The sequence below is a fragment of the Clostridioides sp. LIBA-2809 genome, from assembly GCF_056688965.1.
In genome coordinates this window covers 3,150,236-3,165,291 of the sequence record NZ_CP197004.1, presented here as the reverse complement: position 1 = coordinate 3,165,291, position 15,056 = coordinate 3,150,236, and the positions used below count along the sequence as shown (strand labels likewise).

Below are 15,056 nucleotides of genomic sequence, written 5' to 3'. Positions count from 1 at the left end.
TTGTAATATATAAAGCTGATAACTTTTAAAAATTATCAAGTTGATAGACTTTAATCTATCAAACCTTTTTAACTGGTCAAGTTATTAAGGGTGCAGGGCGGATGCCTTGGCACTAGGAGCCGATGAAGGACGTGATAAGCTGCGATAAGCTTCGGGGAGTTGCACGTAAACTTTGATCCGAAGATTTCCGAATGAGGAAACTCACTTAGAGTAATGTCTAAGTATCATTAAGTGAATACATAGCTTAATGAGGGGAACTCAGGGAACTGAAACATCTAAGTACCTGAAGGAAGAGAAAGAAATTCGATTCCGTAAGTAGCGGCGAGCGAACGCGGAATAGCCCAAACCAATAAAGTTTTCTTTATTGGGGTTGCGGACATATCATAACGAAGAGGTATCGTAATTGAAGAGGTTTGGAAAGACCCACCACAGAAGGTAATAGTCCTGTATGTTAAACGAGAAGACTTCAGATATGATCCAGAGTACCACGGGACACGTGAAACCCTGTGGGAAGCAGGAGGGACCACCCTCCAAGGCTAAATACTACCTAGTGACCGATAGCGTATAGTACCGTGAGGGAAAGGTGAAAAGAACCCCGGGAGGGGAGTGAAATAGAACCTGAAACCCTGCACTTACAAGCTGTGGAAGCACATTTCTTGTGTGACCGCGTACTTTTTGTAGAACGGGCCAACGAGTTACGTTAAGTAGCAAGGTTAAGCACTTAAGGTGTGGAGCCGTAGCGAAAGCGAGTTTTAACTGAGCGTTCAGTTACTTGACGTAGACCCGAAACCGGGCGACCTACCCATGAGCAGGATGAAGCGAAAGTAAAATTTCGTGGAGGTCCGAACCCACGAGCGTTGAAAAGCTCGGGGATGACTTGTGGGTAGCGGTGAAATTCCAATCGAGCCCGGAGATAGCTGGTTCTCCCCGAAATAGCTTTAGGGCTAGCCTCAAGGTGAGAGATACGGAGGTAGAGCACTGAATGTCCTAGGGGGTATTGCACCTACCGAAGACTATCAAACTCCGAATGCCGTCATCTTATACTTGGGAGTCAGACTGTGGGTGATAAGATTCATAGTCGAAAGGGCAACAGCCCAGATCGTCAGCTAAGGTCCCTAAATGTAAGTTAAGTGGTAAAGGATGTGGGATTGCACAGACAACCAGGATGTTGGCTTAGAAGCAGCCACTCATTCAAAGAGTGCGTAATAGCTCACTGGTCGAGTGATCCTGCGCCGAAGATTTCCGGGGCTAAAACTTACTACCGAAGCTACGGCATCAGTAATGATGGGTAGGGGAGCTTCCCATACGGGTTGAAGCATGACCGTAAGGACATGTGGACAGTATGGGAGTGAGAATGTTGGCATGAGTAGCGAGATGTGGGTGAGAATCCCACAGGCCGTAAACCCAAGGTTTCCAGGGGAAGGTTCGTCCGCCCTGGGTTAGTCGGGACCTAAGCTGAGGCCGAAAGGCGTAGGTGATGGACAACAGGTTGATATTCCTGTACTACCGATAACTGTTTGAGAGATGGGATGACACAGTAGGATAAGCTAAGCACACTGTTGGTTATGTGTGCCCAAGCATTGAGGCAGTCAGAGTAGGTAAATCCGCTTTGATAATGCTGGGATGTGATGGGGAGCGAAATTTAGTAGCGAAGTAGCTGATTTCACACTGTCAAGAAAAGTCTCTATCGAGGTTAAAGGTACCCGTACCGCAAACCGACACAGGTGGGTGAGGAGAGTATCCTAAGGCCCGCGAGAGAACTGTTGTTAAGGAACTCGGCAAAATGACCCCGTAACTTAGGGATAAGGGGTGCCACCATCCGGTGGCCGCAGAGAATAGGCCCAAGCGACTGTTTACCAAAAACATAGGTTTCTGCTAAGTCGCAAGACGATGTATAGGAGCTGACGCCTGCCCGGTGCTGGAAGGTTAAGGGGATCTGTTAGAGTAATCGAAGCAGTGAACTTAAGCCCCAGTAAACGGCGGCCGTAACTATAACGGTCCTAAGGTAGCGAAATTCCTTGTCGGGTAAGTTCCGACCCGCACGAAAGGCGTAACGATTTGGGCACTGTCTCAACAACAGACTCGGTGAAATTGTAATTCCGGTGAAGATGCCGGATACCTGCGACAGGACGGAAAGACCCCATGGAGCTTTACTGTAGCTTGACATTGGGTCTTGGTACTACATGTACAGGATAGGTGGGAGGCTTTGAAACCAGGACGCCAGTTTTGGCGGAGCCATCCTTGGGATACCACCCTTGTAGTACTGGGACTCTAACCATAGGCCATGAATCTGGTCTTGGGACACTGTCAGGTGGGCAGTTTGACTGGGGCGGTCGCCTCCCAAAAGGTAACGGAGGCGCTCAAAGGTTCTCTCAGTACGGTCGGAAATCGTACGTAGAGTGTAAAGGCAAAAGAGAGCTTGATTGCAAGACATACAGGTCGAGCAAGGATGAAAATCGGACTTAGTGATCCGGTGGTTCTGCGTGGAAGGGCCATCGCTCAACGGATAAAAGCTACCCTGGGGATAACAGGCTTATCTCCCCCAAGAGTCCACATCGACGGGGAGGTTTGGCACCTCGATGTCGGCTCATCACATCCTGGGGCTGTAGTAGGTCCCAAGGGTTGGGCTGTTCGCCCATTAAAGTGGTACGCGAGCTGGGTTCAGAACGTCGTGAGACAGTTCGGTCCCTATCCGTCGCAGGCGTAGGAAATTTGAGAAGACCTGTCCTTAGTACGAGAGGACCGGGATGGACGTACCTCTGGTGTACCAGTTGTTCTGCCAAGGGCATGGCTGGGTAGCTATGTACGGAATGGATAAGCGCTGAAAGCATCTAAGCGCGAAGCCAACTTCAAGATAAGATTTCCCACCGCAAGGGTAAGACCCCAGAAAGACTATCTGGTTGATAGGTCGAAGGTGTAAGTGCAGCAATGTATTTAGCTTATCGATACTAATAGGTCGAGGACTTGACCAAATTATTTGATGTTCATTCAGTAAAATATATATGTAGTTTTTAGAGTGTTAATTAAAAATTAGTTTTACTATATAATAAGTTTGCTGGTGTGGCTCAACGGTAGAGCAGCTGACTTGTAATCAGCAGGTTGTAGGTTCGATTCCTATCACCAGCTCCAGTAAAGACTATGTTAAAGGCATAGTCTTTTTTTATTGTTTAATATATATTATTTTATAGTACATATTTTTAGTAATTTATGAGTTATTCACATATAGAATGACACAGTCTAAAATTCTTATTTTAAACTGTGTCTAGAAGTTTTGAATATAGAAGTTTTTAAATAAAAAAGTTCAAATACCTATAAAAGATATCTCTAATTTGAAACTAATTTACCATGAATCACCATTCTGGCATCATCAAATTCATAAGTACAGGTAGAAAGTGTAACTATTTTATCATTATTATTTACATTAATAGGAGATTTGTGCAATGACTTAGAAGTAATATCCTTTATGTAATTTTGATAATCTGATTCACTATTAAAACTTGTTTTTAAATAGTCATAATCTGATTCTACAATGTAAGCAGAAAAGACATCATATAAAAACTCTTTCCCATTAAGGATAATTTTTATTTGATTATTTTCTTTAAAAAATGTTTCATCTTTAAACTTATTTAGATTATTAAACATAGTTTTATTTTTCATATTATGTCCATATATTATGACATTTTGGTCATCAAGAGATTTATTTCTATAATCCATAAATAATGTCCCTGAAATAGAATCTTTTTTATAAAAGTCTTTGTCTAGATAATAAGAATTATCTTTAGATTGTACAACTGGATAATTTATATTTGTATTCTTAACAGAAATCCAAAACTTAAAATCACTATTTATTTCTGATAAGTCTTCTTTTTTATCTTCTTTTTTTTGAAGTTCAGAAGATGTCTTAGTATCATGATTGTATTTGGTAAGTTTTGAGTATATATTAAATCCGCTGTAAATTATAACTAATATTAATATAATGTTAATTATTGTTTTATATGATTTTTTCAATATTTCACCTCAAGTCAAAATAGTTTATATACTTATATTACACTATTTTTGAAGAAATTTAAATTTTTAGTATAATATGTCTTTGACATATTGAAAAATTTATGTTAACATAACTAAGTGAAATAAATATTAAGTAAGCCAGATAATCGCATGTAGTTTTACATGAGGAAAGTCGGAGCTCCATAGAGCAGGGTGCTAGGTAACGCCTAGTGGGAGCGATCCTAAGGATAGTGCAACAGAAATAAACCGCCACCTTGTGTGGTAAGGATGGAAAGGCGAGGTAAGAGCTCACCAGCAGCTAGGAGACTAGCTGGCTATGTAAACCCCACCTGGAGCAAGACCAAGATAGGAATGAAGAGTGCTGCTCGTACTCTCCGGTAGGTAGGTCGCTTGAGCTTATTGGTGACGATAAGCCTAGAAAGATGATTATCTAATACAGAACTCCGCTTATAGACTTGCTTAATTATTTTGATAGTCAAAACATCAGTTTAAACTGGTGTTTTTTTATTTGTAAATTTGTCTAATTTACTTTTAAAATTTTGAGGAATATTGTAATATAAGTTAGTACAGATATTAAAAATGGTATAATATAAGATAGATATAAAAAGAAAAAGTAAAATGATGTAAATAATATGATATGATATAAGATGTAGCAAATTTAATAAATAATTATTTAAATATCATAATCAAATTAGTAACTTTGCACAATGTAAATATTACAATAAAATAATTGATTTAAGGAGTGAAGGTTTTGAGTGAAAATAATATAATAAGAAACACTGTTTTAAATGTCACAGCAAGTTTTTTAAAACAAGAGTCTAAAATAAATGAAAAATTAGATGGTGTTTTGGAAAAGAAATTTGAAAAAGTAGAATTTAATGAAGCAAAATATGCTGAGCTTTTAAAATTTAATATATTGTTTTATAAGACATTAGCAAGAAATACAGAGCCACTTATTGGCAAATGGATAGTAGATAAGTACATACCTGAGATAGATGAATTAGAAAAGGATTTAGAATTAACTACAGCCAAATGTAGAAAGTATGTAAATAATGCGATGAAAGAAGGTTTAGACTCTCTAAAAGCCAATGATTTAAATAGTTTTCTAGCATATGATAAAATGGAGCTATCAGAGAGAAGAAGACGTTTAGAAAAGGATTATAAGGTTTTAAACTTATATAAAGACCTTCTTAACATATCGCTTAGAAAAATAAGTTTAGAAAAGAAAGAATGTGGAAGTTTATTTCTTAAAAATCAAGCTGATGCTAAAAGAGAATTAAAAAGAGAGATTATATTCTGTGTAAATAAGATATTAGCTAGTAATAAAGATGTAGTAGCTAAGAATGTGGAAGAAAATAATGAACAAGATAGAGTTGAAATAAAAGCTACAGAAATTGAAGATTTGCAATTAGGTAAAGATAATTCAGAAAATGATTCATTATTAAATGAAGTTAAAAAATCAAGAGTGGAACAAGAATCAAAGACAAATGATATAAACTCAAAGTTTATGGATAAATTACATAGTTTAAATGATGAAAGCATATCACAAACAATATACAATGAATATAAAAAGTTGTGTGGATTAGAAGAACTTCATTCTGTTGAAGGATATGGCTTTGGTAAAGATGCTATTAAAGATTTTGCTTGTGCAACAATTGCATTAGAATTTTTAAAGAGAAGACATAGAGACCTTGTAGAAGGTGCAATGAGACTAACTATAATTGGAGAATTTGGTGCTGAAAACTTTAAAGAATTTGTAGACTATGTAATTAAAAATAAAACAGAAATTAGTGAAGATGTATGGAATGAAGCTCATAATCTGATAAAAGATAACTATAATGAATTAGAAAATCATGAGATTGCATCAAAAAGAACTAGAAAAAATAAAGATATCGACATTGAAGAATATATTTATATGATAAAAAATGCAGATAAAGATATTTGCTTTAGAAGTAGTATTTCTATAGAAGATGATGTTAAAGAAGAGACTAAAGAAGAAGTAGATAATCATGATGAAAATATAAGTGATATTGTAGAAGAAAAAGAGAATACAGACAAAGAAGACAATATTGATAAAGAAGATATAACCGAATCAGAAAATAAAAAGAGTAAAAAGAAATCTAAATTATTTGGATTCATGAAAAAAGAAAATAAAGAAGAAAAAATTGACCAAGAAATTGATCAAGAAGAAGTTGAGCAGAAAGAAAATAATTTAGATGACATTTCTTCTGATGTAATTTTAGATAAACCTATTGAAAATAATCAAGAAGAGTTAAAAGAAGTCGAGCAAGAAGAAGTAGAAGAAGTAAAACAAGACCTAGAAGAAGAACGTAGTGTAAAAATAGAAAAACCAATAAATAATGACTTAGATGAAAAAATATCTTTAAATAGTGAATCTAAACCTAAAAAAGAAAGTAAAGATTTAGAAGAGGAAATACCAAAAGAAATAAAAGAAGAAAAATTACAAAATGAAAAAGCAGAAAGTGAAAAGTCGGTAATAATACCTATTAATAAGAAAGAAAGAGGCAATAAAAAATCAAAACATTCTTCTAATAATAAATCTAGAGAAAATAAGGTAGAAATGAAAAAGTATGAATCAAATAAAGATGATTCTAAAGACGATTATATAGAAGATGAAGAAGTTGGCTCTAAGAAGAGCAGAGTAAAAGAAACTATTATAGCAGTAGTTATAGTAGCAATTGTTGGTGTGGGTTACTTTATAACAGTAGGTAATAACAAGAAAAATGAGAAAGCTGTTACTCCAAAAACATCAACTCAGCAACAAGCTAATAACAAACTAACAGAGGAAGAGAAAAAAGCAAAAGCTGAGAAAGAGAAAAAGGAAGCAGAAGAAAAAGCAAAGGCTGAAAAAGAAGCAGAAGAGAAGGCAAAAGCTGAAAAGAAAGCAGCAGAAATGGAAGCATATAAAGATGGTAAAGGTGTGTATTATACTGTTTATGCTGGTTCACTTAAAGTTGAAAAAACAGCAAAAGAAACAGCAAAAGAATATGAAGCTAAAGGTATCTCTTCAACAATAATTCAAGAAAATGGATACTATAAAATAAAAATAGGCGATTATTCTCAATATGGGGAAGCACAAGAAAAATGTAATGAGCTAGCTAAGAAATCTATTGATACATATATAGCGATGTATGATAAGTACTATGATTATAAATTAGAGGATTTAAAAGAATCAGCTCCTTCATTGAGTGCTGAAGAACTTAGACAAAAATATGAAGATTTAAGAAGTGAATTAAGAAATAAATCTGGATATAGTGAATATGTTAGACATTTAGATAAACTTTATGAAGAAATAGTTGAAGGTGCTTAGGATATTATAAAAAATAAGGAGAAATTATGTCTCAGAATAAATAATATTAAAAGATATTATTTATCTTGAGGCATTTTGTTCACCTTTAGAGAATACTTATAATTTTGTTTAGGTGGTGAAGGTATGTTGAAATTAGGAGAAAAAATCATATATGAGCTTTCAGATGGCTTTGAGCTTAATGGTATCAGTAGATACTCAAAAGAATATAAAAAACTTCATATAACAAATTTAGGTAATATAATAATTAGTAAACCAGATGAAGTTAATGATGATACAGGGGTAAAATATATATATAGTTTTTCAGACAATAAAGAAAAATTAGAAGCAGTTTTAGAAGGTTCTCAAATAATTGTCTATGGAAATAACTTGCCTTTTTATATAAAAAGTGAAAATTCAAGTAAGAATGTTACAGCAAACCTGACTATGAAAATAACTGTAGATGAATATGATTTAATCTGTAAAAGTCAAAGAGAATTTATATTTTATATAAAGGACAATATGACTATATTAAGTTTAGATGATAATAAGTTTTATATGGGTGGAATCAATAAGGATAATGAGAAGTTCATATTTATCAGTGGGAAAAACAGATTTGAAATAAACTTTGATGATATAGAAAGATATATTTTAGAAGACAAAAGAGTCTCTTTAAAGGGATATTTTCATATGGAAAGAGAAGGTATCATAGTAAGGTCTGTATCTATATTCAATAACAACATAGAGAATATAGTTCCATCTGATTTAAATGAAAGAGTTAAAGATAATAAAAAAATAGGAAACCTTCCTAAAGATTGCGATATAGTCTTTTGTAAGATATCAGGAAATATAGATGGATTTGATTACAAAAACACAAATATGCTTCTAGTAAAATATCAAGACCAATTAATTTTTATAAATAAGAAGTCTAAGAAGACTATTGTAAAATCAGCAAAAGATAATTGTTCAAAGTTGAATTTTGGAGAAGACATTATATTATACGACAGTAAAAATGTATTCAACTTACACATAAATGATAAAAATAAAGCAATTATGCAGATAGATGATTTAAATGATATAGAAAATGAAATAGTAGGATATACATTAAAACATGCTCCATTTTTTATTCAAGAAGATTTCGATAGTTTGACTATTCTAAAGTCTTTCCAAAAAGAAATCATATCTATAAAAAATAGTGATGTAAAAGATATTGTAATTAATAAGGAGCTTGAAAGTGAAAATTCTAATTTTGTAGAGACAGAAATAAAGTTTAATAATCAAAAACTAACTTTGAATCTAAGTAAAAGTATGGTTCAAAAACTTATGCAAGATGTTTTTATATATGCAAAACAACCCCTACTTAAAGATACCTCTATTGAAGTTTTATATAAGAATTGGTCTAAAGCTATGAATGATATGATAATATTTAATTTCTTTGGAAATATTTATTATATGAAATATGAGTTTGATAAGGTTCTAAAAAAAGAATTAAATGATGAAATAAGAATAGAAGTTATAAATGAACTTTATAAGCAAGTACAGGAACAAAGAAACAATTTAGACTTATTATCAGCCTATATGCCAAGAATATTAGAAAATCAAGAGATAGAGTTATTTGAAAAATATAATGCTAAACTTGATATACAGGTATTTAAGCAGATTAAAAACCTATTATTCGATTTATCATATAATATCAGTAGTTATTTAGATGAAGTTGAAAAAAGCCTAGATAACATTATATTTGTAATCTCAGGAGAAGATAAGAAGAAGTACAATTATAGGATGCTAAAGGAAAGCGAAAGTGCAAGTCTTGATGTATTTTTAAAACAAGCCATATCAAGATTAAATCATTTGGTAGAAAATATGTATCCTTATTATGTGGACGAAACTAGTAGAGAAATATTTAAGTTATTTGAAATTTTATGGAAAAGCTATAAAAATATCAATGATGATAGTATAAAAGAAATATTATTCGAGAGAATAACAAATACATATGTATTTAGACAATTGACATTAAATAATGGTACAAATGAAAGAAGAAAAGACATAATTGAAAAAATATATAATTCTGTTGATTATGGAGCAAATAAACTAGATGAAAATATGTTTTTCACAGGAGGAATAAAGTATGTCAAGTAAATACAATGTTTGGAATTTTAACTATGAGTTTTTAGGATTAAACTCAGGAGATGAAAAAAATAATGAAGTTTATTATGAGATTGATTTAGATGAAATTTTAAATGAAAATTATATAGGTGAAGATATAGATGGAGATTTAGATGCTGATGGAAATAGCATTTTAGGAGAATTGATATCGGAGATGGATATAGACGAAGATGTAAGTGTTGATATGACATATCAAGAATTAGAAGTTGATTTGGAAGATTTAGATTCTTATTTGGATGATGATATAGATAGCGATATTAAAGGTATCTTAGATGAAATTTAGTGCCGATATAAGTTTCAGATAAAATATAAACAATAATATATTAACTTATAAAATTAAAGGTAGATGAAATTTCATCTACCTTATATGGTCTTAAGGCATTAATTATTGGGATAATATAGAGTTTGAAGAAAAAGTATAAATATGGTATATTAATTTGGTACAAGAGAAAATTTATGAAGAAGGGTGAAAAGATGCAGATGACAGTTAAAAAAGCGATAATACCAGCAGCAGGGCTAGGAACTAGGTTTTTACCAGCAACAAAATCACAGCCCAAAGAAATGCTTCCTATAGTAGATAAACCAACTTTACAGTATATAATAGAAGAAGCTATAGAATCAGGAATTGAAGAAATTCTTATAATAACAGGTAGAAATAAAAAATCTATAGAAGACCATTTTGATAAATCAGTTGAATTAGAGTTAGAATTAGAGCAAAAAGGTAAGACAGAGATGTTAGAAATGGTAAGAGATATATCGAATATGGTAAATATTCATTATATAAGACAAAAAGAGCCAAAAGGTCTTGGGCATGCAATTTACTGTGCAAAAAGCTTTATAGGTGATGAACCATTTGCTGTATTGTTAGGTGATGATATAGTAGATTCAAATGTTCCTTGTCTAAAACAATTAATAGATACTTATAATGAGTATAAAACAACTGTTCTAGGTGTACAAAAGATAGCTAAAGAAGATACTAATAAATATGGTATATTGGATGTAAAACATATAGAAGATAGAGTATACAAAGTTAAGGATATGGTTGAAAAACCTGCAATTGAAGAAGCACCATCAGACATAGCTATACTTGGAAGATATATAATAACTCCTGCAATATTTGATATATTAGAGAAGCAAACGCCTGGTAAAGGTGGAGAGATACAACTGACAGATGCGCTTCAGACTCTTGGAAAACAAGAGGCCATTTATGCGTATAATTTTGAAGGTAAAAGATATGATGTGGGAGATAAAATTGGTTTTCTAGAGGCGACGATAGACTTTGCATTAAAAAGAGAAAATCTAAAAGACGATTTAATGGATTATATGAGAAAAAAAGTAAGTGAAAAATAAATATTAGAAAAGAGGTAATTACTATGGCAGTTTTAGTAGCTGGGGGAGCAGGATATATAGGAAGCCATACAGCAATAGAACTTTTAGAATCAGGTTATGAAGTTGTTATAGTTGATAACTTAAGTAATAGTAGTTCAATAGTAGTTGATAGAATTAAAGAGTTATCTGGAAAACCAATAAAATTTTATAATATTGATATCAGAAATAAAAATGAAATGCATGTTGTATTTAAAGAAAATAATATTGAATCAATTATACATTTTGCAGCTTTAAAGGCTGTTGGTGAATCAGTAGAAAAGCCGATTGAATATTATAGCAATAATCTAATAAGTACTTTAAATTTATTTGAATTAATGAGAGAATATGGTGTTAAAAAGTTTGTATTTAGTTCTTCAGCTACTGTATATGGAGACCCACATACTTGTCCTATATTAGAAGATTTTCCACTTTCTGTAACTAACCCATATGGAAGAACTAAGCTTATGATAGAGCAGATGTTAGTAGATATATCAAAAGCAGATGAATCATTAGATATAGCACTTTTAAGATACTTTAATCCAGTAGGTGCTCATAAGAGTGGTAGAATAGGTGAAGAGCCAAATGGAGTTCCAAGTAATTTAATGCCTTATATAACAAAAATAGCAGTAGGTAAATTAAAAGAATTAAGTGTGTATGGAAATGATTATCCAACACATGATGGAACAGGGGTTAGAGACTATATACATGTATTAGATTTAGCTGCTGGTCATGTGAAAGCATTACAAAAACTAGAAGAAAATCCAGGTCTTGTTGTTTATAATTTAGGAACTGGGAAGGGCTATAGTGTTCTCGATTTAGTCAAAGCATTTTCTAAAGCAAGTGGAAAAGAAATACCATACAAAATTGTAGGAAGAAGAGCTGGAGATGTAGCTATGTGTTATGCAGATTCTTCTAAGGCAGAAAAAGAGCTTGGATGGAAAGCTAAATATGAACTTGAAGAAATGTGTCAAGATTCTTGGAGATGGCAAAGTATGAATCCAAATGGATACGAGGAATAGAATATAATCAAATGTATAAATGTAACAAATTTGTAAATATAAGGGATTGGTAATTTTATGTTATAATTAGACACATGTAGTAATGTTTCTAAAAGAGGGGGAAGTTATAGTGAAAAAAAGTCTAAAAAAGTATTTAGTACTAGCACTGACTTTAGTTTTAGTATTCGCATGTGGGGTACCAGAATCAAGTGCAGCCAGCAAACATGTGATTATAGTAAACTCAAGAAAAAATACTCTAGGATACTTTGTAAATAGTAAACTTGTAAAAGAGTTTAAAATTGCAACAGGGAAAAAAGGTTCAGAGACACCAACAGGGAAGACAAAAGTAGTTAATAAGATAAAAAACAGACCATATTATAAAGGTAATATACCTGGAGGAAGCCCAAGAAATCCATTAGGAGATAGATGGATGGGACTTGCATTAAAAGGAACTTATGGAGATACATATGGAATACATGGAAATAATGATGAGAGTTCTATAGGAAAGCATATTTCTGGTGGATGTATAAGAATGCATAATAAAGAAGTTAGATGGTTATTTGACCAAGTTCCAGTGGGTTCAGATGTAATTATAGATTATAGCAATGACAGTTATATAAAAATAGCAGCAAAATATAAGATAAATTTAAACCAAACAGGATGGAAAACAGAAAATGGTAAGAAGTATTATGTAAAATCTGATGGAACATACCAAAAAAATAGTTGGTTAAAAGTAAATGGAAAAATGTATTATTTTGATGCTTCAGGAGTAATGCAAACAGGATGGAAAACAATTAACAACAAAAAATATTACTTAGGAACTGATGGAGTAAGAGTATCTGGATGGAAAGTAATTGATGGAAAGACTTATTACTTTAATGCAGATGGAGTAATGCAAACAGGCTGGCAAGAAATAGATGGAAAGAAATACTATCTAGATGCTGATGGATTATCAGTTACAGGCTGGCAAGAAATAGATGGTAACAAATATTACTTTGACAAAACAGGAGTAATGCAGACAGGATGGCAACAAATAGAAGGAAAATCTTACTATTTAGATAAAGATGGTAAAATGCTAACTGGTACTCAAAAAATAGATGGAAAAGATTATACTTTCAATGAAGATGGAACTATAAATCCTACATGGGATACAGTTATAGGCGCAAATAGATTTGATACAGCTAAGAAGATAAGTTCAGTTGGAAACTGGAATGCTGAGAGTTCAGATACTGTAATATTAGTAAATGGTAATGCAATAGCTGATGGTATAACAGCTACTCCTTTAGCAAGTAGTTATAATTCAACAATATTACTTACTAATACAGATAAATTACCATCTGAGACTATTGAACAAATGAATTTATTAGCACCTAAAACAGTAATATTGATAGGTGGAGAAAATGCAATAAGCTCTAAATTAGAACAAGAAATAAAAACTACTTTTAATACAGAAACAAAGAGAATAGCAGGTCAAGACAGATACCAAACTGCTACAAAAATAGCTACAGAACTTGGAAGTAGAGAAGAAATAAAAACAGCTTATATGGTTTCTGGAAGTGGAGAAGCAGATGCACTATCTATAGCTTCTAAAGCTGGAGAAGAAAAGCAACCTATAATATTGCTTAAAAAAGATGGAATTACTGAAGAATCTTATGCATGGCTAACAGAAAGAAAATTAGAAAATGCATACTTTATAGGTGGACCAAGTGCAATTAGTGATTCAGCAATAGCAAAAATGAATGAGATAACTACTGAAGATGTTTCAGGAAATAGAATATATGGAAATAGCAGAGTAGATACTAATGCTAAAGTAATAGAGAAATTCTATGGAGATGTTGATTTACAAGCTATATTAGTTAGTAAATCAGATACTTTAGTGGATGCTTTATCAGCTGGACCATTAGCTGTAAAATTACATTCACCAATAGTTCTAGTGGATAATTCAGGATTATCATCAGAACAACAAAGAGTATTTGCAAATAAAAAAGTTGAAACTCCTTATCAAATTGGAGGAGGAGTATCTTATATAGTAATGGACAAATTAATGGATATTATTGGAAAATAATAAACCTATACATTAAGAAATAACTATAATTGAGATGTGAAATTCAATCGTCAAAAGCGTTGATTGTTTTTACATCTCAATTTTTTAGTGTAAAATTAAATTTAAGTTATATAAAAATCTTGGAATATTTTTAAAACTCATATAAAATGGATATAGATGCTATCATCATATGTTAAGAGGGTGAGTGAGATTACAAAGAAAAAATATATAATGTTTATTGATGAAAGTGGAAGGGCCGATATAAATCATGAAGACCCATTTACATTAACAGGAGTAATTTTTGAATATAAATATGCAGTGAGTCAAGGAGATTATGTCTGTTCTTTAAGGAAAGAAATGGATGTATTTAAAGAACAGTGCTTTGGTACTAGTAATATAGGAATACATTTGACAGATATATCAAGAAAATCAAGAGCATTTGAGAAGTTTGATGATTCACAAATTAAGTTTTTTTATGATGAATTACCTTTATTTCTATCTAGATTAGAGTGTACTATAATATCAGTAACAGTAGATAAAGCTAGATTAAAAAAATATTATGCACCTTCAAAGGAACCTTATGTAGTGGCTTTTATACATGTACTTCAGAACTTTTATTCGTTCGTAAATGATGAAACTGTGGAATCTGCAAGAATAGTTATCGAATCAAGAGACGACGTATCAAATCTAAAAGTACAAAAGGCATTTTTTGATGTTTTTAATAATGGAACAATATATTTAGACATAGATGAGGAATTAAGAGATAAGGTTAAAGGTTTTATAATTGCTAAAAAGGAAGATGTAGATTATAGAGAAGGTTTGGAGATAGCAGATATTTTATGTAATCCTCTTAGCAGAGCAAGAAGAGGCTTAATAGAAGCTAATCCAAAATGCATGCAATATGGAGAAAAAAATAAAATATTTAAATCTGTAAGAAATAAAATATATACTCCAACTAGTGTAAATGATATAAGAAATTGGGGATTCAAAGAGGTTCCTATTGTAGAGCCTGTTGGACCATGGCTCGAAAAAATGAGGTAGGTAGCATTGACAAGTGCTATAAAGTTTGATATAATGTAAATAACCTAGTTATTCAGGAACTGAAATTCAGTTGCTGTTGTATAACGATAATTACTGAGACTCGGATGCCGACTGTCAGTTAGGA

At 32.2% G+C, this 15,056-nt stretch carries 8 protein-coding genes, 1 tRNA gene, 1 rRNA gene and 1 other RNA gene; 10 read left to right on the top strand and 1 reads right to left on the bottom strand.

Annotation, left to right across the window (positions count from 1 at the left end; translation table 11 throughout):
- The first annotated feature begins 74 nt into the window (after positions 1-74).
- Positions 75-2,972 (top strand): 23S ribosomal RNA (locus ACTG44_RS15085).
- Between the two features lie 82 nt (positions 2,973-3,054).
- Positions 3,055-3,129 (top strand) — tRNA-Thr (locus ACTG44_RS15080).
- Positions 3,130-3,324: 195 nt separating this feature from the next.
- Here ACTG44_RS15080 and srtB read toward each other — a convergent pair.
- Complete coding sequence (srtB, locus tag ACTG44_RS15075; protein ID WP_479920756.1) at positions 3,325-4,008, bottom strand: class B sortase; 684 nt, start codon at positions 4,006-4,008, stop codon at positions 3,325-3,327.
- 130 nt (positions 4,009-4,138) lie between these two features.
- Here srtB and rnpB point away from each other — a divergent pair.
- From rnpB to ACTG44_RS15035, 8 genes are all read left to right on the top strand, one after another.
- Positions 4,139-4,474, top strand: an RNA gene (gene rnpB / locus ACTG44_RS15070) — RNase P RNA component class A.
- A gap of 276 nt (positions 4,475-4,750) precedes the next feature.
- The gene (locus ACTG44_RS15065) at positions 4,751-7,339 is read left to right on the top strand and encodes an SPOR domain-containing protein (protein WP_479920755.1); all 2,589 of its coding nucleotides are present in this window, start codon (positions 4,751-4,753) and stop codon (positions 7,337-7,339) included.
- Positions 7,340-7,462: 123 nt separating this feature from the next.
- On the top strand, positions 7,463-9,454 hold the full coding sequence (locus ACTG44_RS15060) for a hypothetical protein (RefSeq protein WP_021385583.1): 1,992 nt from the start codon (positions 7,463-7,465) through the stop codon (positions 9,452-9,454).
- Positions 9,444-9,764 carry a hypothetical protein gene (locus ACTG44_RS15055; RefSeq protein WP_479917302.1) on the top strand — a complete coding sequence of 107 codons (321 nt, stop codon included), beginning with the start codon at positions 9,444-9,446 and terminating at the stop codon, positions 9,762-9,764. Before ACTG44_RS15060 ends, ACTG44_RS15055 begins: the two co-directional genes overlap by 11 nt.
- A gap of 191 nt (positions 9,765-9,955) precedes the next feature.
- Complete coding sequence (galU, locus tag ACTG44_RS15050; protein ID WP_044213845.1) at positions 9,956-10,831, top strand: UTP--glucose-1-phosphate uridylyltransferase GalU; 876 nt, start codon at positions 9,956-9,958, stop codon at positions 10,829-10,831.
- 23 nt (positions 10,832-10,854) lie between these two features.
- Positions 10,855-11,868, top strand: coding sequence for a UDP-glucose 4-epimerase GalE (gene galE, locus ACTG44_RS15045; protein WP_021385580.1), 1,014 nt, complete (start codon positions 10,855-10,857; stop codon positions 11,866-11,868).
- A 109-nt stretch (positions 11,869-11,977) separates the two neighbouring features.
- On the top strand, positions 11,978-13,912 hold the full coding sequence (locus ACTG44_RS15040; protein ID WP_021385607.1) for a cell wall-binding repeat-containing protein: 1,935 nt from the start codon (positions 11,978-11,980) through the stop codon (positions 13,910-13,912).
- Positions 13,913-14,068: 156 nt separating this feature from the next.
- Positions 14,069-14,932 (top strand): DUF3800 domain-containing protein, encoded by an 864-nt coding sequence (locus ACTG44_RS15035; protein ID WP_021385641.1) that lies wholly within the window; start codon positions 14,069-14,071, stop codon positions 14,930-14,932.
- The last annotated feature ends 124 nt before the right edge of the window (positions 14,933-15,056 follow it).

What these genes read in the sequence shown, in the direction of transcription:
- ACTG44_RS15060 (WP_021385583.1), top strand. Translation starts at nt 7,463, where the DNA reads ATGTTGAAATTAGGAGAAAAAATCATATATGAGCTTTCAGATGGCTTT.
- ACTG44_RS15055 (WP_479917302.1), top strand. Translation starts at nt 9,444, where the DNA reads ATGTCAAGTAAATACAATGTTTGGAATTTTAACTATGAGTTTTTAGGA.
- galU (WP_044213845.1), top strand. Translation starts at nt 9,956, where the DNA reads ATGCAGATGACAGTTAAAAAAGCGATAATACCAGCAGCAGGGCTAGGA.
- galE (WP_021385580.1), top strand. Translation starts at nt 10,855, where the DNA reads ATGGCAGTTTTAGTAGCTGGGGGAGCAGGATATATAGGAAGCCATACA.
- ACTG44_RS15035 (WP_021385641.1), top strand. Translation starts at nt 14,069, where the DNA reads ATGCTATCATCATATGTTAAGAGGGTGAGTGAGATTACAAAGAAAAAA.